The organism is Pseudomonas sp. GM33 (genome assembly GCF_000282295.1).
Taxonomy (GTDB): domain Bacteria; phylum Pseudomonadota; class Gammaproteobacteria; order Pseudomonadales; family Pseudomonadaceae; genus Aquipseudomonas; species Aquipseudomonas laurylsulfatiphila.
In genome coordinates this window covers 24,854-49,682 of record NZ_AKJO01000111.1, presented here as the reverse complement: position 1 = coordinate 49,682, position 24,829 = coordinate 24,854, and the positions used below count along the sequence as shown (strand labels likewise).

Below are 24,829 nucleotides of genomic sequence, written 5' to 3'. Positions count from 1 at the left end.
GGGTGTGTCAGTCAACATCAATGTTGAAGCTGACGCCCTCATCGCGGGCAAGCCCGCTCCCACAGGTTTGTGTGTGCCTGACGACTGTGAATTCAGACCACCCGCGCCGGGTGCTGTTGACGCGGGTCGCCGAGCATGGCGCGGTGCGACGGCGGCTGGCGGCCTTCGGCTTCGCTGATGCCGTAGCCGGGAGCGATTTCGGCAGTGATCAAGGTCTGCCCGGACAGCGCCATCAACTGCGGATCATTGAGCAAGGCATCGATCACCCGCCCGTTGAACTGCGGGGTTTCGGCATGGGCGAGAAACGCCTGGTACTGCTCGCCATGCTGCTCACCGGCAATCCGGGTGCGTTCGGTCAGTTGCGGGCCGAGCCACAGCGACAACGCCGCCACGCCCTGCCCTTCAAAATCAATGGCCATGTCCGCCGCCAGTTTGTCGACTCCGGCCTTTTGCGCACCGTACGCCGGGCCGTGCATGTAGCACCCGGCCCCGAACGACGACGTGAAGCAAATCAGTCCTTGGGTACTTTTGAGCAACAGCGGCGCGGCGTAGTAGCTGGCGATGTAGGCCGAGCGCAGGCCGACGTCGAGAATCCGTACCAGCTCCAGCGGTTTGGCCCAGAACGGCCCCGGTTCGATCAACTGGTCATGGATGAACGCGGCGTTGTTCACCAGCAAATCCAAGTGCCCGCATTCCTGCTCTACCTTCTCGAACAGCGCCCGGACCTGCGCATCATCGGCGTGGTCACAGACCACCGCGATACCGCGCCCACCGGCGGCGGTGATCGCGGCGGCGGTGTCCTCCAGCGAGCCGCGCAAGGCATGCCCGTACAGATTCGATCCACCCTGCGCCGGAGCGCGGCCAGTGATGTACACGGTCATGCCGGCCGCCCCGAGGGCCAGGGCAATACCCTGCCCCACTCCGCGACTGGCACCGGTTACTACGGCGATCTGTTGACGTGGCTGATTCATTCAACGCTCCCGAACAAGGTTTTCGCCGAAGCGGTTTCGCTCTGGCGCTTGATGTGATTGGCGGCCAGGTAGCCGAAGGTCATGGCCGGGCCGATGGTCGAGCCGGCACCTGGATAAGTGCGGCCCATCATCGAGGCGGCGCTGTTGCCGATGGCGTACAGGCCGTTGATCGGTTGCCCGTCTTCGTGCAACACACGGGCGTGCACGTCGGTCAGCAGCCCCCCCTTGGTGCCGATGTCGCCGGCGTCGATGCGCACGGCGTAGAACGGTCCCTTGAGCAACGGTGCCAGGCACGGATTGGGTTGCACGTTCGGGTCGCCGTAGTAGCGGTCGAACAGTGAGTCGCCCTTGTGGAAATCCTCGTCGACGCCCTGCACGGCCATGCCGTTGAAGCGCTGCACGGTGCGCAGCAGCCCGCCGGCGTCGACGCCGATTTTCGTCGCCAGCTCTTCCAGGCTCGACGCCTTGTGGAAGTAGTCGCGCAGATGCTCGGGCAATTGCCAGTCGCGCTGGGCATAGCCCGGCAGCAAGGCACCGCAGGGATATTTGCGGCGGAACTCGGCGTCGAACACCATCCAGCACGGCACGCTCGCGGCGCCTTCGCGGTTGTTGGCGTACATCGCATAAACGATATCGGTATAGGGCGCGGCTTCATTGACGAAACGTTCGCCCGCGGCGTTGACCATCACGCACCCCGGCAGGGTTCGTTCGACGAACAACGCACGCTGCTTCTCTTCGCCCTTGACGTAAGTGGTCGGCGCCCACCAGCTGTGCTCCATCAACGCGGTCCGCGCGCCGATGGCCTGGCCGGCGCGAATGCCGTCGCCGGTATTGTTCGGTGGCGTGGCACTCCAGTTGGCCCGGGACGGCTGCGGCAGGTACTGCTCACGCATCGCCTGGTTGCGCTCGAAACCACCGGCAGCAACGATCACCCCGTAGCGCGCCTTGACGTTGAGCAACTGACCGTTGCGATTGACCCGCGCGCCGCCGACCCGGTCGCCGACCAACAGCAGTTCTTCGAGCGCACAGTTGAGCCACAGGGATTTGCCGCGATCCTGCAACGAAGAGCGCAAGGCACCAATCAAGGCATTGCCCAGGGTCAGGTAGCGGTCACGGCGGGACAAGCGCCGACCCTCGCGGTCACGCCAGTAGCGCCACATTACCCGCAGGGTCAGGCGCAACCAGCCGGGGCCACGGCACAGCAGCACTTGCGCCTCCTTCATGGTCATCGCCATGCGTCCCATCATCAAGGTGCCGGGGGACGGTGCGCGCATGCGCAGGAATTCTTCGCCGAGTTCGGCGGCATCGAAGGGTTGCGGATCCATCGAGCGATAGCCCGGTTTGCCGCCCGCGACTTCCGGGTAGTAATCGGCGTAGCGAGGTTGCGCTTCGAAGCGCACCCGGGTGTGTTTTTCCAGGTACTCGACCATCTCCCGGCCATGTTCGACATAGGCCTCGATGCGCCCGTCGTCGATCTCGCCATGGGTCACAGCGCGGATGTAGGCAATCGCTTCGGCTGCCGAATCACTGCCGCCGAGCGCATTGATCCGGTGGTTGTTGGGGATCCAGATGCCACCGCCGGACACCGCCGAGGTGCCGCCGTACTCGCCGCTCTTCTCGATCAGCAGCGCATTCAAGCCCAGGTCGTGGGCACGCAGCGCAGCGGTCATGCCCCCGGCTCCCGAGCCAATCACCAACACATCACAACACTCGTCCCATTTGATCCCGGCAGCGTTCATGCGATCACCCTTGTTCAGCGCCCATCAGGCAGAAACCGCCACCGCCGGATCTTCGCCCGGTGTAGTCGGTCTCGGGATTGTTCGCCGCACGCGCCGGGTGTTCATCGTCCGATGGGACTAAGGCTGGGACTGCGACAGCCCAGTACAAATCGCTTAGTCCGCTTGGACGATGTTGCGCGCAAGTCGTGACTCCATAGTCGCCCACAGCACCAATCACCCCCCTGAAATGCAGGTCGGGCAGGTCTGACCTGGGCCATGAGGACGACATGATAAAAACAATAATCGCCCCACCAACACAGCACCCTCGCGTACAGCTGGCATTGCTGTTGCTGGCTGGCGGATTAAGCGCTCACGTTAACGCCATGAGCTTTCAGCCGAGCGAAGACTTGAGCATCGACTGGGACACCACACTGACGTACAGCCTCGCCTGGCGGGCCGAGTCTCGCGATCACAAACTGACTGCCGATGCCAACGCCAACGACGGCGACAACGCCTTCGACAAAGGCAGCCTGATCAACAACCGCAGCGGCTTTCTCACCGAAGCCAACATCAAATGGCAAGACAACTATGGCGTGTTCGTCCGGGCGACCGGTTTTTACGACAACGTCTACGATCAGGGCAACGACAACACCACCGGCACCTCGAACTGCTTCGCCGGTGGCCATTGCAGCCAGCCCGACCGTTTCTCCCAGGACACCATCGACCAGCACCGCAATGAACTGCGCATGCTCGACTACTACGCCTACGGCACCTGGGACGTCAGCGGCCACGCCCTCAACGCGCGCCTGGGCAACCAGGTCGTCAGCTGGGGTGAGAGTCTGTTCTACCCGGGCATTTCCGCAGCGCAGAGCCCGGTCGACGCGACCAAGGCGACCACCCCAGGCGTCGAGGTCAAGGAAATCCTGCTGCCGGTCGGCCAACTGTTCACCCAGTTCGCCCTGACCGAAAGCCTGGGTGTCCAGGCGTACTACCAATACAAGTGGGAAAAGACCGAGCTGTTCGGCGTGGGCAGCTACTTCTCCACCACCGACTTCATCGATGAGGGCGGCTTCAACGACGCCTCCGGTTTCGTCACCCGCCTCAAGGACGACAAGCCGAGCGACAGCGGCCAGTACGGCCTGGCCTTCACCTACGCCGCCGAGTCGTTGAACAACACCGAGTTCGGCATCTACTACTCGCGCTATCACGACAAGACCCCGTCGCTGGACTTCGCGACAACGCTGGGCCGCTACCAGGTGCGCTACTTCGACAACATCGACCTGTTCGGCGCGAGCTTCGCCACCGTGCTGGGCGACGTCAGCTGGGCCGGTGAAGTCAGCTACCGCGATGGCACGCCAGTGATGGTCGACAACGGTTTCTCCAGCCCCGTGCGTGGCAAGACCGTGCAGGCGCAAACGTCGATGATCTACGTGCTCGGCCCGACCTCCTTCGCCGACAACACCACCCTGACCGGCGAGGTGGTCTACAACACCGTGGTCAGCAACGACAAGTCGCAACCGGTGACCCTGGCACCGGGCTTCGCGCTGCCGGGAACCGACAGCCTGGTCTATGACCGCGATGCCTGGGGCTACACGGTGCAGGCGAACTTTGACTACAACGACGTGTTCAGCGGATGGGACATGTCGGTGCCTGTCACCTTCAGCGCCGCCGCCCACGGCGACAGTTCGATGGTCGGCTCGATCAACGCCGGCCAGAACGATAACCGCGCCAGCATCGGCAGTTCGTGGCGCTACCTGGGCAACTTTACCGTCGAGGCCCGCTACAACGCCTACCTCGGCAACGCCAACAACAGCCCGTTGGCCGACCGCGACAACGTCGCGCTCAACTTCAAGTACCGGTTCTGATTCCCCTGTCGGAGGAGCACAGCATGTCCAGATTCACCCAAACATTATTGAGCACGGCACTGACCGTCGGCCTGCTCGGCAGTGGCCTGGCCTACGCCAAGGTCAACCCCGAAGAAGCCGCCCGCCTGGGCCAGGACCTGACCCCGATGGGTGCCGAAAAAGCCGGCAACGCCGACGGCAGCATCCCGGCCTGGACCGGCAAATGGCGCGGCCTGCCACCCGGCCTCAAATACGCCGGCCCGGGCACGCCGTACCCGGACCCGTACGCCGCGGAAAAACCGTTGTTCGTGATCGATTCTAAGAACATGGACAAGTACGCCGACAACCTGACCGATGGCCAGAAAGCGTTGCTCAAGCGTTACCCTGACACGTTCAAGATCCCGGTGTACCCGAGCCACCGCGACTTCCGCCTCGATCAGCGCCTGGAAGACCAGGTCAAGAAAAACGCCGTCACTGCCGAACTCGACAATGACAACAACGACACGAAAAACGCCTGGGGTGCCTCGCCGTTCCCGATCCCGAAGAACGGCAGCGAGTTGATGTTCAACCATACCTTGCAGGGGCGCGCCAGCACTGAAGAGGCCGTCTACGGCCAGGCGGTGGTGTACTCCAACAAGGAAAAGGTACTGGAAGAGGTCGACTACAAGATCTTCTCGATCTGGTCGAGTCCGGACAAAGCGCTGGATACCGCCAACGGTGTGTTCACCCACTTCCTGATCACCACCCTGGAACCGGTGCGCAAGAAAGGCGAGATCGTGGTCGGCCACGAGTTCATCAACCCGACCGCTTCACCGCGCCAGGCCTGGCAGTACAGCCCGGGCCAACGCCGGGTACGTCGCGCGCCGACCGTGGGCTACGACTCGCCGACCGGCGCCGGTGGTTTTCGCGTGTACGACGAAGACCGTTTGTTCAACGGTGCGCCGGACCGCTACAACTGGACCATCGTCGGCAAGAAAGAGATCTACATCCCGTACCACAACTACAAGATCGACGACCCGAGCGTAACGGCCGACCAGATCCTGGACACCACCGGTCACGTCGATCCGCAGTACATGCGCTACGAGAAACACCGCGTCTGGGTGTTGCAGGCCAACCTCAAGGAAGGCGCCCGCCACGTGTATGCCAAGCGCGTGCTGTACCTCGACGAAGACACCTGGTCGGCCACCATGGCCGACAACTACGACAGCCGTGGCCAGTTGTGGCGCACCAACATGCAGACCTCGATCTACGCCTACGAGATGCAGCGCTACCACGCTCGCCTCGGCATCTACCACGACCTGATCGCCGGCTCCTACCTGGTTGACCGCATGCTGGTCGATCAGAAACCGGCCAAACTCAACGCCACCGCCTTCACCGAAGACGAATTCACCCCTGGCAACCTGCGCAAACTCGGCACCCGCTAAACTCACCGCGCCCCGACCGATTTCTTCGGTCGGGGCGATGTGCTTTGTAAAATCCGCGCCTCCCACGGAAGAGTCCCCATGAACAAACTCCTCACCGGCGTCATCGCCATGGCCAGCGTTGGCCTGTCGATGCAGGCCAACGCCCTGAACATCCTGTTGACCAACGACGATGGCTGCCGCGCACCCGGCATCGATGCGATGTACCGCGCCCTGACCGCTGCCGGGCATAAAGTCACCCTGGTCGGCCCGTTGAACGACAGCAGCGGCATCAGTGCCGCCAGTGTGGTCGTACCCGGCCAGGCCCTGGCGGTGACCGAACTGGCGCCGGGCCGGTATTGCGTCGGACCACCGGAGGGCTACACCCCAGCTGCCGGCAAGACTTCCGCCATTGGCACGCCGGTGGATGCGGTCAACGTCGGACTCGAGGTGATCCTCAAGGATTCGCCGCCGGACCTGGTGGTGTCGGGCAGCAACTTTGGCGAAAACGTCGGCCCGCTGACGCAGATGTCCGGCACCCTCAACGCGGCGGTACGGGCGATGTTCAAAGGGGTGCCGGCAGTGGCGGTGTCCACGGCCATCGACATGGATCTGATCATCCGTGACCAGCAGGCCGGGTACCGCAAGACCGTCGATGCGATGGACGACACGGCGCGCTTTGCCGTGAAGGTGATCGAGCAGGCGAGCCTGGCCGGTACAGAAGCCAGACAGGCCTGTGCCAGGAGCAAACATCAGTGTGACTTGAACGTGCTGGGCCTGCCGGGCGTCAGCGGCCTGAACCTCAACTACCCGCCGCTGAAACCCGATGAGGTCAAGGGCGTGAGCTTTGCCCCGATCGGCAACTGGGACCGGGTGAACTTCACCTCACAACGTGGCGCCGACGGCGTGGTCCACGTCAACCTGGCCGCCCCGCTGTCACCGACCGAAGCCCAGCAAAAGGCCGATGCGTACCAACTGTGGCAAGGCCATGCGGTGATCACCGTGATCGACGGCAACATGACGGCACCGGCGGCGGTGCAGGATCAGGCGAAGATGATGTTGCGCGGGATCAAGCCTTAAGTTGAATCCGTGGGAACACACTGACCTGTGGCGAGGGGGCTTGCCCCCGTTCGGCTGCGAAGCAGTCGTAAAATCGGCGAATGCGTTCTCACTGAAAAAACGCGAACGCTGATTCCAGGGCCGCTGCGCGCCCCAACGGGGGCAAGCCCCCTCGCCACAAAAGCTCGCTCCCACAGGTTTTGTGTTTGCTTTAGCCTACGGGTTGAAACGGCACGAACTCGGTCACTTCCAGATCAAACCCGGACACGGCCTTGTAGGGCACCGGCGAGCTCATCAATCGCATTTTGCGCACGTTCTGGTCGCGCAGGATCTGGGCGCCGATGCCCAGGGTCCGTTGCGGAAACAGCGGTGTGCGCGGCTTGGCGCCACTGCGCTGGCGCAGTTGTTCGAGCACGCCGTCGGCGGTTTCCTTTTGTGCCAGCAACACCAGAACGCCGTTACCGGCGGCGGCGATGCTCGCCAGCGAGCGGTCGAGGGTCCACTGCTGTGTCCCGCCTTCGCTTTCACACCCCAGCACGTCACGCAACGTCTCGATGCTTTGCACCCGCACCAGCACCGGTTGCGTGCTGTCGATCCGGCCTTTGACCAGAGCCAGGTGCAACGCGCCCTGGTAGGTGTCCTGATAGGTCGTCACCTGGAACTCGCCGTGGCGGGTATGCAACGGGTATTCGTCGCCGCGCTCGATCGTGCCCTCATGCAGGATGCGGTAGTGAATCAGGTCGGCAATGGTGCCGATCCGCAAGCCATGACGCTGGGCAAATTCATGTAACTCGGCGCCCCGGGCCAGTTCGCCGTCCTCGTTGAGAATGCCCACCAGGGTGGCCGCCGGTTGCCGCCCCGCCAGCCGTGTGAGGTCGCAAGCGGCCTCGACATGTCCGGCGCGCTGCATCACGCCGCCGGGCAAGGCCTGCACCGGGAAGATATGCCCCGGTTGCACCAGGTCCGCCGGTACGCTGGCCGGGTCGACCGCCACCTGGATCGACCGCGCCCGGTCTGCCGCCGAGATGCCGGTGGACACCCCGGTGGCGGCTTCGATCGAGCGGGTAAACCCCACGCCATGTTGCGCCCGGGAGTTGGGCACCATCAGGTCCAGGCCCAACGCGCGGCAGCGTTGCTCGGTCAGGGCCAGGCAAATCAGCCCGCGTGCCTGCACCGCCATGAAGGTGACGGCCTCGGCCCCGGCCTGATCGGCGGCCATCAGCAGCGAGCCTTCGCCGTTGTGCTCATCGTCGGTGATCACCACCATCTGACCGGCACCAATGGCCTCGATCAGTTGCGGCACCGTGTTGAAAGCCAGGCCGCTCATTTGAGTGCTCCACGCAAATCGGCGCAAGCTTCTGTCAACGCTTGTGCTGCTGCTTCAACAAACGGCGCCATGCTGATAAAACCGTGGATCATGCCTTCGTATCGCTGCATGCGCACCGCCACACCGGCTTCGCGCAGGCACTCGGCCAACGCTTCGCCCTCGTCCCGCAGCGGATCGAACCCGGCGGTGAACAAGGTGGTCGGCGGCAAGCCTGCCAGGCTTTCGGCTCGCAATGGCGAGGCCAATGGATCGTCCGCTTGTCCATCCTCTTGCAGGTATTGCTGCCAGAACCAGCGCATCGCCTTGGCGGAAAGCAGATAACTTTCGGCGAATGCCTCGAAGGACTGACTGTCGCATCCGGCATCGGTGACCGGGTAGAACAGGCACTGATAGCGGATCTTCGGTCCCTTGCGTTGCGCCGCCAATTGGCTGACCGCCAGTGCCAGATTGCCACCGGCGCTGTCCCCGGCCACGGCCAGTCGGCTGCCATCGAAGCCAAGCTCGGCTGCGTGTTCAACCAACCAGCAGGTGGCCGCATGACAATCGTGCGGTGCGGCCGGAAATTTGTGTTCAGGCGCCAAACGATAGGCAACCGACACCACCACCGCCTCGGTCTGGCGCGCCAGCGAACGGCAAAGATTATCGTGGGTATCGAGATTGCCCATGACAAATCCGCCGCCATGGAAATACACCAGCAACGGCAGGTCGGACGCTTGCGATGGCCGGTACAGCCGTGCATCCAGATCACCGTTCGCGCCGGCCACTTTCAGATCGCGCACCTCGCTCATCGGATCGCCGGGGATGGCCGGCAGCAGGTTATCGGAGAACTGCCGGTACTGGGCGGCATCGATCTGGCTGAAATCGGGTTCCGGGAGGTCGCGAAATTGCTGGAGAACCCCGGCGATCTGCTTATCGAGCGGCATGGGCATCGTCCTCTACGTCGGTCATTTGAAATTGCGGATTGGTCTCGCCCAGGATGCTTTGTACCCGGCGCTCAAGGGCCGGCTTGAAACCCTTGTGGGGCAGGATCCAGAAGCGTTTTTGCGCGACGGCGGCGAACACTAGCGCGGCCAGCTTCGCCGGGGTCATGCCCTGGCGAATGGTGCTGTCGAGCAGTTGACTGAAGTCGGATCCGGCGCTGTCCACCAGCTGGTTCGACGCCATGATTTCACTGGCCACCGGCCCCGGGCACAGCACTGAAACCGACACCGGCGCACCGAGCATGGCGAGTTCGTAATGCAGGGTTTCCGAGAGCGCGACCACCGCCTGCTTGGTCACGTTGTACGGTGCCATCAGCGGGCTGCTGACCAGCCCGGCAAGGGACGCAGTGTTGATCACATGGGCTGCCCGGCCCTGGCTGAGCAACAGCGGCACGAAACTGCGAATGCCGTTGATCACGCCGCCCAGGTTGACGTCGAGCATGCGCTGCCATTGCGCCTCGGTGATTTCCCAGCTGAAGCCGGTCTGCATGACGCCGGCGTTGTTGAACAGCAGGTCGACCCCGCCAAAGTGCTCGACAGCCCGGTCACGCAAGCGCTCGACCTGCTTCACCTCACCGACATCGGTGACGCAGGCAATCGCCTGCGCACCATCGGCCTTCAATTCGTCGCACAGGGCTTGCAGGCCCGCCGCATCCCGATCCGCCAGCACCAGGCGCATGCCCAGCGTCGCCGCGTGCTCGGCCAAGCCCCGGCCAATACCACTGGCGGCCCCGGTAATCACCGCCACCGGCCCTTGTTCATTACTCATCGCCAACTCCTGCCATGGGTCCAATGGCGCCAGTAGAGCGGGCCTGCTTAAAGCAGCCATCGTCCATTCAGACGATGCCCGCTTTTACAGGGGCGGCAGAATCCCTTACATGCGCCAACCCCGTGATCCCTTGGGAGAATAATAAGATGAGTACCCTGCACCGCATCGAAGCCAAACTGCTGGAAGACCGCTACGCCCGTGGCTGGCATTGCCTGGGCCTGGCCGCGCAATACCGCGACGGCAAGGCCCATCGCCTGGAGGTGTTCGGCACCCGCTTGGTGGCGTTCCAGGGTGAAGACGGCGAACTGCATATTCTTGATGGCTACTGCCCGCACATGGGCGCCGACCTGAGCACCGGTTGCGTTGAGGGCAACTCGATCCGTTGCCCGTTCCACGCCTGGCGCTGGGGCGCCGACGGCGTGTGCGACGACATCCCCTATGCCAAGCGCATCCCGCCACGGGCCAAAATCAAAAGCTGGCCGATCATGGAAGAAAACCGGCTGCTGTTCGTCTGGAATGACCCCGAAGGCAACCCGCCGCTGCCGGAACAACGCATTCCGCGCATCGACGCCTGCTACAGCGACGAATGGGCCGAGTGGGAAGTCGCCGAGTTGCAGATTGGCACCAACTGCCGCGAACTGATCGACAACATCGCCGACATGGCGCACTTCGGTACCGTGCACGGCGCGCCGGTCGATGAATTCATCAACATTTTCGAAGGCCACCTGGCCACCCAGATCATGCGCGCCCGCAGCGAACGCCTGTCCGGCGACAGCGTGTTGACCACCGAAGCCACCTACTTCGGCCCGGCCTATCAGATCACCGAAATGAACGGCGCCATGAATGGCCAGCCGATCCATTCGATCCTGCTCAACTGCCACGTGCCAATCGATCTGGACAGCTTCACCCTGCGCTACGGCGTGCTGGTGAAAAAAATCCCGGGGCTCAGCGAAGAGCAGAACCAGGCGATGGCCAAGGCCTACGTGGCACAGGCCCAGGCAGCCTTCTACGAAGACGTGGCCATCTGGCACAGCAAGACCCGCGTCGACAACCCGCTGCTGTGCGACGGCGACGGCCCGGTCTATCAGTTGCGCCGTTGGTACGAGCAGTTCTACACCGACGTCCAGGCGCTGTCGGCTGACGTTGCCGAACACAAGAAGTATGTCGTGCGCGCCAGCGAACGGGTCTGATATCAGCGGCTTTTCGCCCGCCCCGGGCCTGATCGGCAGCCGCCTGTCAGGCCCTGAGCCCGAGCGTTGCAAGGAGTCGATACCGGCGCTTATTCTCGGCCACCGCCAACGCTAATAATAAAAACGGTTTTTCCCTATGCAGCAGAGCCTCAGCCTCGATACGTTCAGTGATTTGATCGGCAACCTCTATCAGGGTCCCCTGGAAAACATTCCCTGGGCGACGTTCCTCAATCAGCTCAATGTGCATCTGAACAGCAAGTACGTGACCTTCATCCTGCGTCCGCCCAGCGCCCACGTGGACGGCTTGATGGTCAACACCACCGGCACTTCGACCGAGGCGACCGCGTCGTACAACAAACACTTTTTCAGCCTCGACCCCTTTGTCGACCTGCCCAACCGCCAGGTCGTGACCCTCGCCGAGTTCGTCTCCAACGACGACTGGCAGAACTCCGAGTTCTACAAGAACTTCCTTGAACCGGTGGACGTGTTCCACATCCTCGGTGCCGACATCAACACCGTCGACGGCGCCCAGTGCCGCATTCGCATCAGCCGTGGACGGGACGACAAGCCTTTCGGCAACGAAGAAAAGGTCATGCTCACGCATTTCATTCCGCATCTGGAGCGCTCGATCAAGATCCACATGCAGCTCAACCGCATCGAAGCCGAGCGCAACCTGTACGCCGGCGCGGTGAACCAGATGGCGGTCGGCACGATCATCCTCGACGAGTCCGGCAAGGTGCTGCAGACCAACCAGGTGGCCGACCGGCTGATCCAGGAAAAGGACGGCATCAAACTGGTCAACGATGGCCTGCAGGTGGGCACGGCCCGGGACACCCAGGAGTTCCGCCGCCTGGTCAAGCAGTCGCTGCTGTCGCAAAAGAGCAGCAACCCGTCGGTGGTCGAAGCCCTGCGCGTGCAGCGGCCGTCCGGCAAAGCGGACCTGGGGATCATCGTGCGCTCGGTGCCTTTGACCGACTGGAGCGAAGGCAAACAGTGCCCAACCGTGGTGATTTTCATCAGCGACCCGGAACAACAGTCCACCGCGCCGCAGGAAATCGTGCGCGCGCTGTTCGACTTCACCCCGGCGGAAACCCAGCTGGCGATGCTGCTGGCCAACGGTCTGACCCTCGACGAAGCCTCGGAAGAACTGGGCATCAGCCGCAACACCTCGCGGGCCCACCTGCGCTCGACCTTCTCCAAGACCGGCGTGACCCGCCAGACCATGCTGGTGCGCCTGATCCTGCGCAGCGTGGCGACCCTCGGCTGACCCTCGGCTGACCCTCGGCTGACCCTCATTGCCGCCCTCGTCCGCTCGGACGATGGCGGCCCCCGTTGTACAGCGCACAGTGTCCTCATCCCAAACAGGGGACTGCCCCATGCGCAACTGCCCAACCATCCTCAAGACCGAACTGCTGGCGCAAAGCGGCCACTTTCAGATCGAAGCCCTGCACCTGCAATTCAGCAACGGCCAGCAGCGGGTCTACGAACGCCTGCGCGGCACCGGTTATCGCTCGGTGATGCTGGTGGCGATGCCTGATCCAGAGCATGTGCTGCTGGTGCGCGAATACGCGGTCGGTGTGGAAAAAACCATCCTCGGCCTGCCCAAGGGTGGCGCCGAGCCCGATGAAGACTACCTGCAGGCAGCGCAGCGCGAGCTGAGCGAAGAAGTCGGCCTGCGCGCCGCACGCCTCACCGAGCTGGGCGAGCTGACCCTGGCACCGGGGCATTTGTGCCATCGCTACCGCGTGGTACTGGCCGAACAACTGAGCCCCTGCCAACTCGAAGGCGACGAACCCGAACCCCTTGAATGCCTGCGAGTCCCCCTGGCACAGATCCCCGAACTGGTGGCCCGCGGCGACCTCCACGAAGCCAGGGCCATTGCCGCGCTGTTCATGGCCATGGGCGCCCTCGCGCGAAGAACCTGACACCCATTAGTATCTGTGGGAGTGAGCCTGCTCGCGAAGAGGCCGGCACATTCAACATCCATGTCGCCTGATACACCGCCTTCGCGAGCAGGCTCGCTCCCACAGGGGATTGCAGCCAGACGCAAATCCCGAAAACGTCCAGTAACCTGTGGGAGCGGGCTTGCTCGCGAAGGGGCCGGCACATTTAACATCCATGTCGCCTGATACACCGCCTTCGCGAGCAAGCTCGCTCCCACAAGGGGCTGCGGGGTCTTCAAGCCATCAACTAGTCCATTCGGACGAAGCCGCTCGCCATCCGCCGCCCTAACCTGTCTCTACAACAATAAAACCGTGTCGAGACTCATCATGCGCAAATCCACTTGTGCTCTGTTCATCATCGTCTGTGCTGGCGCGTCCACCAGCCTGTGCCAACTGTTCAAAAACGAAGCCTATCGACCGACCACGGCGTATTTCAGCTGTGCGAGCACGGCGATCAATTGCTATCCACCGCTGGTACGTAATCTGTTGCCTTGAGCGCAAGATTTCACCGGGCATAAAAAAACCACCGAATCATCGGTGGTTTTTTCGTCGCTTCAAGGATCAGGTTGGCAATACCCCACGGGCCCGCGACAAGGTCAACGCCAGGTCTTCGATCATGTCTTCCTGTCCCCCCACAGTCCCGCGTCGACCCAGCTCCACCAGCAGCTCGCGGGCAGCAATCCCGTACTTCTGCTCGGCACGCTTGGCGAACAGCAGGAACGAGCTGTAGACCCCGGCATAACCCAACGTCAGCGCATCGCGGTCGAGGCGGATCGGCTGGTCCATCATCGGCACCACCAGGTCTTCGGCCACGTCCATGATCTTGTACAGATCCACGCCGCTATTGACCCCCATGCGCTCCAGCACCGCGACAAACACTTCCAGCGGCGTATTGCCCGCCCCTGCGCCAAGGCCCGCAACAGATCCGTCGATGCGTGCAGCACCGGCCTCGATGGCGGCCAGGGAGTTGGCGATGGCCATGCCCATGTTGTGGTGGCCGTGGAAGCCGACTTCAGTCCTGGCGTTCAGGCCGGCGCGCAGGGCACCGATCTTTTGCGTCACTTCATCGGGCAGCATGTAGCCGGCCGAGTCGGTGCAGTAGATGCAATTGGCGCCGTAGCTTTCCATCAGCCGCGCCTGCTCCAGCAGTTTCTCCGGGCTGACCATGTGCGCCATCATCAGGAAGCCGACGGTGTCCAGGCCCATTTTCGCCGACATGCCGATGTGCTGGCCGGACACGTCCGCTTCGGTGCAGTGAGTGGCGACTCGAATGGTCGAGACCCCATGCTCATGGGCCATTTTCAGGTGGTCGAGGGTGCCGATCCCCGGTAACAACAGGGCCGAAACCCTGGCTTGTTTCATCTGCGGGATCACCGCAGCGAAGTACTCTTCGTCGCTGTGGGCCGGGAAACCGTAGTTCAGCGACGCACCGCCCAGGCCATCGCCGTGGGTGATTTCGATCAGCGGCACGCCGGCCCCATCGAGACCGGTGGCCACCGAAACCATTTGTTCAATGCTGATCTGATGCTGTTTGGCGTGCATGCCGTCGCGCAGGCTCATGTCATGCAGACGGACGCTCTTACCTTGCAAATTCATACTCATCTCCACTCAACGGACAGGCAGTTGCAGGGTGCCCTTGTGGGCTTCTTCGGCGAACATCTCGGCCGTGCGCAAACCGGCGGCGGTCATGATGTCGAGGTTGCCGGCGGACTTGGGCAGGAAATCGCCGAGGCCTTCGACCTCGATGAAGATCGACACCTTGCGCCCGTCGAACACCGGCCCGTTGATCAACTTGTAGCCGGGCACATAGCGCTGCACCTCGCGAACCATGTCCAGCACCGAGGCACGGATCGCATCCTGGTTCGGCTCGTCATCGGTCAGGCAGTGGATGGTGTCGCGCATCATCAGCGGCGGCTCGGCCGGGTTGATCACGATGATCGCCTTGCCGCGCCGGGCGCCGCCGATCTTCTCCACCGCACCGGCCGTGGTGCGGGTGAATTCGTCGATGTTCTGGCGGGTGCCCGGGCCGACCGAACCGGAAGACACGGTGGCAACGATTTCGCCGTAGCTCACCGGTTGCACACGAGACACCGCCGCCACCATCGGGATGGTCGCCTGGCCACCGCAAGTGACCATGTTGACGTTCATCGCCAGGCTCGACGCGTGCTCCTTGAGGTTGACCGGTGGCACGCAGAACGGGCCGATGGCCGCTGGCGTGAGGTCGATCATGATCACCCCGAGCTCGTTGAGTTTGCGGCTGTTTTCCGCGTGCACGTAGGCCGAGGTGGCGTCGAAAGCGATGCGAATATCATCGTCGAGCACGTGCGGCAGCAAGCCATCGACACCGCCGGCGGTGGTTTTAATGCCCATTTCCCGGGCACGTTTCAGGCCTTCGGATTCAGGGTCGACACCAACCATCCATACCGGCTCGATCCATTGCGATCGACACATTTTCATCAGCAGATCGGTGCCGATATTGCCCGGGCCGATAATGGCCGCTCTGAGTTTTTTGCTCATGGGGTCAAACTCCAAAAGTCATGCGCAGAAAGACACCCGGGCACTGCCCAGGCCATCGATGGTCAGAGAAAAACAGTCACCGGCACGGGCCGGTTCCAGTGGTACCAGGGAGCCGGACAGGATGATTTCCCCGGCCTTGAACGGAATACCGAAGGCGCCCAGGGTGTTGGCCAGCCAGGCCACCGCCGTCAATGGATTGCCCTGAACCGCCGAACCCAGGCCTTCACTCAGGGGTTCACCGTTCTTGAACACACGCATGCGCAAGTTCGGCAGGTCCAGCTCGCGGGGGTCGACCTTGCTGTCGCCCAGCACGAATACACCGCAGGAGGCGTTGTCAGCGACCGTGTCCTGGATGCGGATGCGCCAGTCGTGAATCCGCGAGTCGACGATCTCGAAGCACGGCATCACGTATTCGGTGGCGTCCAGCACATCGGCTTCGGTGATGCCCGGGCCGACCAGGTCGCGCTTGAGCTTGAAGGCGATTTCGCCCTCGGCGCGGGGCTGGATCAGTTTGTTGGCGGACAGGGAAATTTGCGCATCGTCATCGAACGACATCTGCCGGGTGATGAAGCCGAAATCCGGCTGATGCACGTTGAGCATTTGCTGCACTGCCGCCGAGGTCACGCCGATCTTCTTGCCAACGATCTGGTCACCGGCCGCCACCCGACGCTCAATGGCATAGAGGGAAATGTGATAGGCGTCTTCGATGCTGATCGACGGCCAACGCTCGGTCAGCGGCGCCAGGGTGGAGCCGCTGAGCAGCGCCTGATAAAGCTCTTCGCCGAACTCACGGCGCAATTGCACGCTCATCCGCGGGCCTCCTGAAGAAACGCCAGGCACTGGCTGTTGAAAAAGTCACGGTGCTCGACCTGCACCCAATGCCCGCATTCGCTGAGCATCACGAAGCGGATTCTGGAACAGTTTTCGAGCATGGTCCGGGCACCGGAGGACGGGCAGAACTTGTCGTTCATGCCCCAGAAACCGAGGATCGGGCACTGCAACTCCCCCAGGCGCGACGTCATGTTCGGCACCTGCATGGTCGACAGCACGCACACCGGCTGCTGTTGCACCACGGCCACCCGCTCGTTGACCGTCTCGTCGCTGATCAGGCTTTCGTCGAACAGCTGCAGCGCCAGCAGGCGACGCATGCCCGCCGCATCGTTGAGCTCACCCTTGGCGAAGGCCGCACCCATTTTCTGGATACCTTCCATCTGCAGGTAATACTGTTCCTTTTCCATCAGGCCACCGGGCGCCATCAGCACCAGCCGGCTGACCCGCTGCGGTTGGTCGAGGGCCAGTTTGATCGCGATCGCGCCGCCCAACGAGTTACCGACCAGCACACAACGCTGGATGTCGAGGGCATCGAGCAAACCGCCCAGGGCTGCGACAAAAAAATCCAGGGTGTAGAGGGTGTCGGGCTTGTCCGAGGCGCCGTAGCCCGGAAGATCCGGGACGATCACCCGGTAACCGGCCTCGGCAAACACCGGGTAGTTCTGCTTGAAGTTGCTGTGACCGCTGGCGCCCGGCCCGCTGCCATGGATAAAAATCACCGGCTCGCCGTTGCCGCCATCCTTCCCGCTTGTATCCACATAGCGCAGCTGCAAACCATCCGGCAGCGTAACGAAGTGCCCTTGCGCTGAAGCGCCCATAAGGTGTCCTCCCGGCCTGTTGTTGTAGTCGGATTATTCAGACGGGCCGGGTGCGCAACATCGTCCGACAGGACTACGCCCTTGTAGGAGCGAGCCTGCTCGCGAAAAACGCCAGGACACCGTGGGGCATCAGGTTTTACGCGTTATCGTTGACGTCCATCGTCGGAACGCCGCCCGGAGCAAGCTCGCTCCTACAGAAGGCTCTAGTCTCATCGGACGTTGGATTACAGGGCCCACAGACCTAGCATCGACGCCATTCCCGAGCGGCAAAAAGAGAATTCCCATGCTTGATCCAATGGACTTTCGCGGCAAAGTGGTACTGGTCACCGGCGGTGGCAAAGGTGTGGGTCGCGGCATCAGCCAGCGCTTTCTCGACTGTGACGCCGAGGTGGTGATCTGCGGTCGCGAAGCACCGCCATCCGTGCCGGCCAGCGGCGGGCGCGAGGCGTTGTTCGTGCCCTGCGACCTGCGGGACGTCGAACAATCCGGGCGTTTGATCGCACAGATCGTCGAGCGTTTCGGCCGCCTCGATGTGCTGGTCAACAATGCCGGCGGCTCACCGAATGCCGACGCGGCCACGGCTTCTCCCCGTTTCAGTGAAGCGATCATTCGCTTGAACCTGATCGCGCCACTGAACCTGTGCCAGCAGGCCAACCAGGCGATGCAGGCCCAAGCCGACGGCGGCGCGATCATCAACATCTGTAGTGTCAGCGCCACCCGCCCTTCCCCCGGCACCGCCGCCTATGGCGCGGCCAAGGCCGGTCTGCTGAACCTGACCACTTCGCTTGCGGTGGAATGGGCGCCGAAGGTGCGGGTCAATGCGGTCACCGCCGGGCTGATTCTCACCGAGCAGGCGGCCATGCATTATGGTGACGACGCGGGCATTGCCCGAGTGGCTGCGACCATTCCATTGCAACGCCTGGCGACCCCGGAGGACATTGGCGATACCTGCCTGTACCTGGCGTCGTCTTTGGCCCGTTATGTCAGCGGCGCGGACATTGCGGTGCATGGTGCCGGTGAGCGACCGGCGTTTCTCGATGCGGCTCAATCCCATTCATGAGACCCATTCACAAGAGGAGCTCCGACATGTCCGCGATTGCCAGTCACAGCGTGGTGCTGAACCTCACGCCACAAGCCGCCTGGACCAAACTGCGCGACCTGAGCCTCGCCCCGCACTACGTGCCAGGGCTGACCGGTTGCCGGTTTCATCCCGGTGCAACGGAAGGTGTCGGCGCCAGTCGCCGGGTGTTGCGCAAGGGCGGTCAGTACCTGGATGAAAGCGTGATGCAGTGGCAGGAAGGCACGGGGTTCGTGCTGCGGTTGCACAAGGGCGGCAGTGATTCGCCCTTTCCGTTTCGCGAGGCGAGTTTCAGTTATGCCCTGCAAGCCGAAGGCATTGCCACCCGCATCACCTTGCAAATGCACTACTGCCTGCGCGGTGGCAGGTTGGCAGAGTGGTTGCTGGCCAAGGCCTTCGACAAGGTCGTGAGGCAGATTGCCGAGAACCTCAAGGCGTACTACGAAACCGGCCGCACGCAGAATTCCGATATGGCTTTGAGCACATCCAACATTGATGTCGCCTGACATGCCGCCTTCGCGAGCAAGCCCGCTCCCGCAAGGGGATTGGGGTGTGCGCAAATACCAGGTTCACCCTAAAACCTGTGGGAGCGGGCTTGCTCGCGAAGGGGCCGGAACATCCAACATCAATGTTGCCTGACACGCCGCCATCGCGAGCAGGTTCGCTCCCACAGGGGCCACCTCAGGAACGCGCCACTTCCGAGTGAGCGGTAAAACAGGTGGCGACGATCTTCCATTGGCCGGCGATACGCTGGTAACGGTCCTGATAGAACCCACCCAGCTGCCGCGTCGCCCCGTTCTCGCCATCCAGGTTGAAATACCACAGGGCCCAACGGCCCCGGGCCTGATCCTCGTCCAGCACTTCGATTTCCGGGTTGGCGCCATGATGCAGGTCGATCACCCGCGCATGGCAGGCCAGTTCGCGGTACAGCGCGATAAAACTGTCGCGCTCACGAAAGATCCCCAACGGACCGTAATCGATCAGCACTTCACCGTCGGCAAAGCAGTCGGCAATCACCTCGACCTGCTTGAGGTCGCAGGCGTTGAAGTAGCGATGCTTGAGCTGGCGGATGTCCTCCAGCGCTTCCAGGCGGGCGATCCGCTGTTCCAGGTTCATGCTTCACCTCGCGCAGTTACGTTAACTTCACTCCAGTAGGCTTTCATCGAGCGGATCTTTCCGTCGGCATCGAACTCCATCACATCAATCACATGCAGCGAGCACGGTTGCCCGCCCCACTCCATGTCGACCCGGAACGGTATCGCCCCGCAACCGTTGAGCGTCGCGCGCACCGGGCCGGTCCGGGTTGCCGAGACCTTCATCGCCCCCAGTCCTTCACGATAAAAACGCGCGATGGCGTCGATGCCCTGCAGCGGCGCCTGGCCGACCGGGTCTTCAACGGTGGCGTCTTTGGCGTAGAGCGCGAGTATGCCTTCGATGTCGCCGGCATCCACCAGCTCCACGTAACGCGCCATGGTCGCCTGGATCTGCTGTGCGCTGATCATTCAGACCACCTCGAACAGGGCGGCGGCGCCCATGCCGCCACCGATGCACATGCTCACCACCACATAGCGCAAACCGCGACGCTGGCCTTCGATCAGCGCATGTCCAACCATCCGCGCCCCGGACATGCCGAACGGATGACCGATGGAAATCGCCCCGCCGTTGACGTTCAGGCGCTCGGCGGGAATGCCCAGGGTGTCGCGGCAGTACAGCACCTGACAGGCGAACGCTTCGTTCAACTCCCAGAGGCCGATGTGGTCCATGGTCAGGCCGTGGCGCTTGAGCAGCTTGGGAATGGCGTAGACCGGGCCGATGCCCATCTCGTCGGAGTTGCAACCGGCGACGGCCATGCCGCGATAGATCCCCAGCGGTTCCAGGCCACGCTTCTCGGCCATTTTCGCGCTCATCAACACCGAGGCCGACGCACCGTCGGACAGCTGCGAGGCATTGCCGGCGGTGATGAAACGCCCCTTGTCGCTCCACTGACCGCCCGGCCATACCGGCTCAAGTGCGTTCAGGCTCTGGAGGGTGGTGTCGATACGGTTGCACTCGTCGCGCAGCAAGGTCACGGATTCATGGCGGGTTTCGCCGGTCGCCTTGTCGACGATCATCTGGCGACTGGTCAGCGGCGCCAGCTCGCGGTCAAAGCGCCCGGCGCTCTGGGCCTGTGCGGTACGCAGCTGGCTCTGGTAGCTGTATTCGTCCTGCTCGTCGCGGGAGATGCCATAGCGCGCGGAGACGATCTCGGCGGTTTCGATCATCGGGATGTAGGCGTGCGGGTCCAGTTCGATCACCGAAGCCGACTGGTTGCGATAGAGGTTCTTGTGCTTGTTCTGCACCAGGGAAATCGACTCCAGGCCACCGGCCACGGCGATGTCGATTTCGTCGCACATGATGCCTTTGGCGGCCATGGCGATGCTCATCAGGCCCGACGAGCACTGGCGCTCGACGGCCATCCCGGCAACCGATGCCGGCAAGCCGCCGGCAATCGCGCACAGGCGTCCCAGGTTGTAGGACTGCGTGCCCTGCTGCGCCGCGGCGCCAATGATCACGTCGTCCACTTCACCCGGCTCGATGCCCGCGCGGCGCACGGCTTCGCGCACCACGTGGCCACCCAGTTGCGGCGCCTCGGTGTCATTGAACGCACCGCGAAAGGCCTTGCCGATCGGAGTACGGGCGGTCGAAACGATGACGGCTTCTTTCATGCTGGATTCCTCGGAAATTCTGCTGGTGACTCAAGCGGGGTAGTAGCGGCTGATGGTGTCGACTACGCAGCCGGGACGTTCCTCGCCGTCGATGTCGACGCTGACGCGGATGGTCGCCTGCACGCCGCCCTTCACTTCCTCGACCGCGATCAATTGCGCGCTGCCGCGTACCCGCGAACCGACGCGCACCACCGAGGGGAAGCGCACCCGCTCGCAGCCGTAGTTGACGCCCATGGCCAGGCCACGGACTTCGACGATCTGCGGCAGGAACAGGTTGACCAGTGACAGGCTCAGGTAGCCATGGGCGATGCAGGCGCCAAACGGGCCATCGGCGGCCTTGAGCGGATCGACGTGAATCCACTGGTGATCGCCAGTGGCGTCGGCGAACCGGTCGATGCGGTCCTGCTCCAGCAGCAGCCAGTCGCTGACGCCGAGCGATTGGCCAACGGCCTCGAACAGGGCCATCGGCGTGTCGAAAATACGTGGCATGGTCACGCCCTCTGGCTGGATACCGACAACACTTCGCCGGTCATGTAGGAGCTGTAGTCGCTGGCCAGGAACATCATCACGTTGGCCACTTCCCAGACTTCGGCGGCGCGGCCGAAGGCTTCGTTGGCGGCGAGTTGATCGAGCACCGCCTGAGGCGCGGATTTGCGCAGGAAATCGTGCAGGGCGATGCTCGGGCTGACCGCATTGATGCGGATGCCGTAGTCGGCGGCCTCGACCGCTGCACAGCGAGTCAGCGCCATGACGCCGGCCTTGGCCGCGGCGTAGTGCGCCTGTTCTTTCTGCGCGCGCCAGCCCAGTACCGAGGCGTTATTGACGATGACCCCGGCGCGCCGCTCCATCATTTTCGGCAGCATGGCGCGGGTCATGCGCATGGTGCCGGTGAGCGTCACATCCAGCACCCGGTTCCACTCCTCATCGCCCATCTCCACCAGCAGGCGCGAGCCGCCGAGGCCGGCGTTGTTGATCAGCACGTCGACGCCTTGCAGGTCACGTTCGGCGCAGGCAATCAGCTGCTGCACCTGGGCTTCGTCGGCGACGTTGCAGACCTGGCCGAAGACCTGTTGCAACCCGGTGGTTTCGCGAATTTTCAGCACCGCTTCGGCCAACCGGCCTTCATGGATATCGCTGATCATCAGCGCCCGGCAACCTTCCTCGGCAGCGCGCACGGCGGCGGAAAAACCGATCCCGGCACCGGCGGCGGCAGTGATCAGTACCGACTTGCCGCGCAGCAGGCCGCGACCTTCAACATATTGAGGTACAGACATGAACTCTCTCCTTTCAGGCGCGCGGACGCGGCTCTTTGGGCATGCCCAAGGCACGCTCGGCGATGATGTTGCGCTGGATTTCGTTGCTGCCGCCGTACAGGGTGTCGGCGCGGCTGAACAGGTACAGCGACTGCAAACGGGTCAGTTGGTAGGACGCCGCTTCGAGCAATTCCGCTTCGGCGCCGAGCACGTCCATCGCCAACTTGCCGAGGCTGGCGTGCCAGGTCGACCAGAACAGCTTGTAGATGGTCGCCTCCTTGCGCAGCGAACCGTCCTGGCTACCCGATAGCATGCGCAGCGAGTTGTAGCGCATGATCCGCAGCCCGCTCCAGGCTTCGGCCAGGCGCTGGCGCAGGATCGGGTCGCGGTCGGCACCGTTGGCTTTAGCAATGGCGATGATTTCGTTGAGTTCGTTCTGGAACTGCATCTGCTGGCCGAGGGTCGACACACCGCGCTCGAAACCCAGCAACGCCATGGCGATCTTCCAGCCGTCACCCGGCGCGCCGATGATATTGGCGGCGTCGGTGCGGGCATCGTCGAAGAACACTTCGTTGAACTCCGAGGTGCCGGTCAGTTGCTCGATAGGCCGCACGGTGATTTGCGCCTGAGCCATCGGCACCAGCAGGAACGACAGGCCGCGATGGCCGACGCTGCCCGGCTCGGTACGGGCGATGACAAAGCACCAGTCCGACTCGTGGGCCAGGGAGGTCCAGACCTTCTGGCCATTGATCACCCATTGGCCGCTCGCCTCATCCAGCGTGGCGCGAGTCTTGACGTTGGCCAGGTCGGAACCGGCGCCCGGCTCCGAATAGCCCTGGCACCAGAACGACGTGCCGCTGACGATTCCCGGCAAAAAGCGCTGTTGCTGTTCAACCGTGCCGAACGCGGCAATGGTCGGCCCGGCCAGCCCTTCGCCGATATGACCCATGCGACCAGGACCGCCGGCGCGGGCATATTCTTCGTGGAAAATCACTTGCCGGGTGATCGACAAGCCACGCCCGCCATGTTCCGGCGCCCAGCCGACGCAGGTCCAGCCGCCTTCGGCGAGCTTGCGCTCCCAGGCTTTGCGCTCTTCGGGAAACATGTGCTCGTCGCCCGGACCGCCGCGAAAGCGCAGGGCTTCGAATTCGCCGCAGAGGTTGGCGCTCATCCAGTCGGCCACTTCCTGGCGGAAGCGTTCGTCCTGCTCGCTGAAACTGATTTTCATGGCTGCTCTCCAAGAATGACCACGGCAATCCGCTCGCGATGCCAGGCCGGTAGCCCGAGGAAGCTCTCGCTGGCGCGGGCGCGCTTGAAGTAGAGGTGCGGGTCGTATTCCCAGGTGAAACCGACGCCGCCGTGCAACTGGATCGACTCGGACGCGCAGTGGAAATAGGTCTCGGAGCACTGCGCCTTGGCCAGCGCCGCCGCCAGCGGCAGTTCGGCGGCGACCTGCGGATCGCCCTGCGGGTCGAGAACCTCCTGGGCCACGCACGCGGCGTAGTAACTGGCCGAACGCGCGCACTCGACCTGCAGCATCATGTCGGCGGCGCGGTGTTTGAGGGCCTGGAAACTGGCAATCGGGCGCCCGAACTGTTGGCGTTCCTGCATGTAGGCCACGCTGAGGTCGAGCACCTGCTGCGCGCCGCCGGTCTGCTCGGCAGCCAGGCCGATGCAGGCCAGTTGCAGGACGCGCTCAAGGTGCGGCCAGCCATGACCGAACTCACCCAGTAGCGCGTCAGCTTCAAGGTACAGGCCCTTGAGCTGGATCCGCGCCTGGCGCCGGGTCTGGTCCATGGTCGGCAACATCTGCCGCTCGATGCCTGCGCTTGCGGCGCTCACGGCAAACAGGCTGATGCCCTTTTCGCCAGTGGTTCCGGGTTGTCGTGCGGCAATGACCAATAGGTCGGCGCCATGCCCGTCGAGCACATGCTTGAGGGTGCCATCGAGGATGAACCCGTCGCCTTCGGCCACCACCGTTGCCTGGACATCGTCGGCCGACCAGCCGTTGGCACTGCTGAACGCCAGGGTCGCCGTCACGCTGCCATCGGCGATCGACGGCAACCAGCGCTGTTTCTGTTCATCATTGGCAGCCAGCAACAGCGCGGGTGTGGCCATGCAGGCGGTGGCGAAAAATGGCGAGCACAGCAAACGCCGGCCCATCTGCTCGAGCAGGATCGTCAGCTCGACAAAGCCCAGGCCCAGGCCACCGTAGGTTTCGGGGATATGAATGGCGGGCCAGTACATTTCCTGGCACAACCGCTGCCAGAGGGCTTCGTCGAAGCCCCGTTCACTGACCATTGCCGCCCGCACGGCGGCTGAATCCGAGACATCGGCGAGGAAGCCCTCGGCCGATGCGCGGATCATTTCCTGTTCGTCGCTGAATGCAAACTCCATCGCGGCGCCTTCTGCTCGTTTGGCGGGGC

At 63.2% G+C, this 24,829-nt stretch carries 25 protein-coding genes; 9 read left to right on the top strand and 16 right to left on the bottom strand.

Going from position 1 to position 24,829, the window contains the following annotated elements; all coding sequences use genetic code 11:
- Positions 1–92: 92 nt before the first annotated feature.
- Together PMI26_RS08940 and PMI26_RS08945 are read right to left on the bottom strand one after the other, a co-directional pair.
- Positions 93–971, bottom strand: a complete 879-nt coding sequence (locus PMI26_RS08940) for an SDR family NAD(P)-dependent oxidoreductase (RefSeq protein WP_007976908.1) — start codon at positions 969–971, stop codon at positions 93–95.
- Positions 968–2,710 (bottom strand): FAD-binding protein, encoded by a 1,743-nt coding sequence (locus tag PMI26_RS08945; RefSeq protein ID WP_007976905.1) that lies wholly within the window; start codon positions 2,708–2,710, stop codon positions 968–970. The genes PMI26_RS08940 and PMI26_RS08945 overlap by 4 nt, the downstream gene beginning before the upstream one ends.
- A gap of 266 nt (positions 2,711–2,976) precedes the next feature.
- Between PMI26_RS08945 and PMI26_RS08950 the strand changes: the two genes are divergently transcribed.
- The 3 genes from PMI26_RS08950 (at position 2,977) to surE (ending at position 7,013) form a co-directional block, all read left to right on the top strand.
- The gene (locus PMI26_RS08950) at positions 2,977–4,554 is read left to right on the top strand and encodes a DUF1302 domain-containing protein (protein ID WP_007976903.1); all 1,578 of its coding nucleotides are present in this window, start codon (positions 2,977–2,979) and stop codon (positions 4,552–4,554) included.
- A 23-nt stretch (positions 4,555–4,577) separates the two neighbouring features.
- Positions 4,578–5,957: a DUF1329 domain-containing protein gene (locus tag PMI26_RS08955; RefSeq protein WP_007976901.1), complete on the top strand. Its 1,380-nt coding sequence runs from the start codon at positions 4,578–4,580 to the stop codon at positions 5,955–5,957.
- A gap of 78 nt (positions 5,958–6,035) precedes the next feature.
- The gene (gene surE / locus PMI26_RS08960; protein WP_007976899.1) at positions 6,036–7,013 is read left to right on the top strand and encodes a 5'/3'-nucleotidase SurE; all 978 of its coding nucleotides are present in this window, start codon (positions 6,036–6,038) and stop codon (positions 7,011–7,013) included.
- Between the two features lie 190 nt (positions 7,014–7,203).
- Here the strand turns inward: surE and PMI26_RS08965 are convergent, their stop codons facing one another.
- From PMI26_RS08965 to PMI26_RS08975, 3 genes are read right to left on the bottom strand one after another with little or no spacing between them, the layout of a single operon-like run.
- On the bottom strand, positions 7,204–8,319 hold the full coding sequence (locus PMI26_RS08965; RefSeq protein WP_007976898.1) for a 3,4-dihydroxy-2-butanone-4-phosphate synthase: 1,116 nt from the start codon (positions 8,317–8,319) through the stop codon (positions 7,204–7,206).
- Positions 8,316–9,242: an alpha/beta hydrolase gene (locus PMI26_RS08970; RefSeq protein WP_007976895.1), complete on the bottom strand. Its 927-nt coding sequence runs from the start codon at positions 9,240–9,242 to the stop codon at positions 8,316–8,318. Before PMI26_RS08970 ends, PMI26_RS08965 begins: the two co-directional genes overlap by 4 nt.
- On the bottom strand, positions 9,229–10,068 hold the full coding sequence (locus PMI26_RS08975) for an SDR family NAD(P)-dependent oxidoreductase (RefSeq protein ID WP_007976893.1): 840 nt from the start codon (positions 10,066–10,068) through the stop codon (positions 9,229–9,231). Before PMI26_RS08975 ends, PMI26_RS08970 begins: the two co-directional genes overlap by 14 nt.
- Before the next feature lie 146 nt (positions 10,069–10,214).
- Here PMI26_RS08975 and PMI26_RS08980 point away from each other — a divergent pair, with 146 nt between their 5' ends.
- The 4 genes from PMI26_RS08980 (at position 10,215) to PMI26_RS31650 (ending at position 13,696) form a co-directional block, all read left to right on the top strand.
- Positions 10,215–11,258 (top strand): Rieske 2Fe-2S domain-containing protein, encoded by a 1,044-nt coding sequence (locus tag PMI26_RS08980; protein WP_007976890.1) that lies wholly within the window; start codon positions 10,215–10,217, stop codon positions 11,256–11,258.
- A 136-nt stretch (positions 11,259–11,394) separates the two neighbouring features.
- Positions 11,395–12,525: a helix-turn-helix transcriptional regulator gene (locus PMI26_RS08985; protein ID WP_007976888.1), complete on the top strand. Its 1,131-nt coding sequence runs from the start codon at positions 11,395–11,397 to the stop codon at positions 12,523–12,525.
- Positions 12,526–12,634: 109 nt separating this feature from the next.
- Positions 12,635–13,183, top strand: coding sequence for an ADP compounds hydrolase NudE (gene nudE, locus PMI26_RS08990; protein WP_007976886.1), 549 nt, complete (start codon positions 12,635–12,637; stop codon positions 13,181–13,183).
- Between the two features lie 345 nt (positions 13,184–13,528).
- A complete protein-coding gene (locus tag PMI26_RS31650) occupies positions 13,529–13,696 on the top strand; it encodes a hypothetical protein (protein WP_007976884.1) in 168 nt (55 codons plus the stop codon).
- A gap of 66 nt (positions 13,697–13,762) precedes the next feature.
- On the opposite strand, the gene dmpG is transcribed toward PMI26_RS31650, so the two are convergent.
- The 4 genes from dmpG to PMI26_RS09010 are packed head-to-tail and all read right to left on the bottom strand — an operon-like array spanning position 13,763 to position 17,367.
- Positions 13,763–14,797: a 4-hydroxy-2-oxovalerate aldolase gene (gene dmpG / locus PMI26_RS08995; protein ID WP_007976882.1), complete on the bottom strand. Its 1,035-nt coding sequence runs from the start codon at positions 14,795–14,797 to the stop codon at positions 13,763–13,765.
- A 12-nt stretch (positions 14,798–14,809) separates the two neighbouring features.
- Positions 14,810–15,718 (bottom strand): acetaldehyde dehydrogenase (acetylating), encoded by a 909-nt coding sequence (locus PMI26_RS09000; protein WP_007976881.1) that lies wholly within the window; start codon positions 15,716–15,718, stop codon positions 14,810–14,812.
- Between the two features lie 18 nt (positions 15,719–15,736).
- Positions 15,737–16,528, bottom strand: a complete 792-nt coding sequence (locus PMI26_RS09005; protein WP_007976879.1) for a fumarylacetoacetate hydrolase family protein — start codon at positions 16,526–16,528, stop codon at positions 15,737–15,739.
- Entirely contained in the window at positions 16,525–17,367 is an 843-nt protein-coding gene (locus PMI26_RS09010; RefSeq protein ID WP_007976877.1) for an alpha/beta fold hydrolase, read from the bottom strand. The genes PMI26_RS09005 and PMI26_RS09010 overlap by 4 nt, the downstream gene beginning before the upstream one ends.
- Before the next feature lie 283 nt (positions 17,368–17,650).
- On the opposite strand from PMI26_RS09010, the gene PMI26_RS09015 reads away from it, so the two are divergent.
- The gene (locus PMI26_RS09015; RefSeq protein ID WP_007976875.1) at positions 17,651–18,427 is read left to right on the top strand and encodes an SDR family oxidoreductase; all 777 of its coding nucleotides are present in this window, start codon (positions 17,651–17,653) and stop codon (positions 18,425–18,427) included.
- Between the two features lie 26 nt (positions 18,428–18,453).
- Positions 18,454–18,951, top strand: a complete 498-nt coding sequence (locus PMI26_RS09020; RefSeq protein ID WP_007976874.1) for an SRPBCC family protein — start codon at positions 18,454–18,456, stop codon at positions 18,949–18,951.
- Positions 18,952–19,126: 175 nt separating this feature from the next.
- Here the strand turns inward: PMI26_RS09020 and PMI26_RS09025 are convergent, their stop codons facing one another.
- The 7 genes from PMI26_RS09025 to PMI26_RS09055 are packed head-to-tail and all read right to left on the bottom strand — an operon-like array spanning position 19,127 to position 24,800.
- Positions 19,127–19,561 (bottom strand): nuclear transport factor 2 family protein, encoded by a 435-nt coding sequence (locus PMI26_RS09025; protein WP_007976871.1) that lies wholly within the window; start codon positions 19,559–19,561, stop codon positions 19,127–19,129.
- Positions 19,558–19,947, bottom strand: coding sequence for a steroid Delta-isomerase (locus PMI26_RS09030; RefSeq protein WP_007976868.1), 390 nt, complete (start codon positions 19,945–19,947; stop codon positions 19,558–19,560). The genes PMI26_RS09025 and PMI26_RS09030 overlap by 4 nt, the downstream gene beginning before the upstream one ends.
- The gene (locus PMI26_RS09035) at positions 19,948–21,150 is read right to left on the bottom strand and encodes an acetyl-CoA C-acyltransferase (protein ID WP_007976866.1); all 1,203 of its coding nucleotides are present in this window, start codon (positions 21,148–21,150) and stop codon (positions 19,948–19,950) included. It abuts the gene before it with no gap.
- A gap of 30 nt (positions 21,151–21,180) precedes the next feature.
- Positions 21,181–21,639 carry a MaoC family dehydratase gene (locus PMI26_RS09040; RefSeq protein ID WP_007976864.1) on the bottom strand — a complete coding sequence of 153 codons (459 nt, stop codon included), beginning with the start codon at positions 21,637–21,639 and terminating at the stop codon, positions 21,181–21,183.
- Positions 21,640–21,641: 2 nt separating this feature from the next.
- Positions 21,642–22,424: an SDR family oxidoreductase gene (locus PMI26_RS09045; RefSeq protein WP_007976863.1), complete on the bottom strand. Its 783-nt coding sequence runs from the start codon at positions 22,422–22,424 to the stop codon at positions 21,642–21,644.
- 13 nt (positions 22,425–22,437) lie between these two features.
- A complete protein-coding gene (locus tag PMI26_RS09050) occupies positions 22,438–23,631 on the bottom strand; it encodes an acyl-CoA dehydrogenase family protein (RefSeq protein ID WP_007976862.1) in 1,194 nt (397 codons plus the stop codon).
- Positions 23,628–24,800 carry an acyl-CoA dehydrogenase family protein gene (locus PMI26_RS09055; protein ID WP_007976860.1) on the bottom strand — a complete coding sequence of 391 codons (1,173 nt, stop codon included), beginning with the start codon at positions 24,798–24,800 and terminating at the stop codon, positions 23,628–23,630. The genes PMI26_RS09050 and PMI26_RS09055 overlap by 4 nt, the downstream gene beginning before the upstream one ends.
- Between the last annotated feature and the right edge of the window lie 29 nt (positions 24,801–24,829).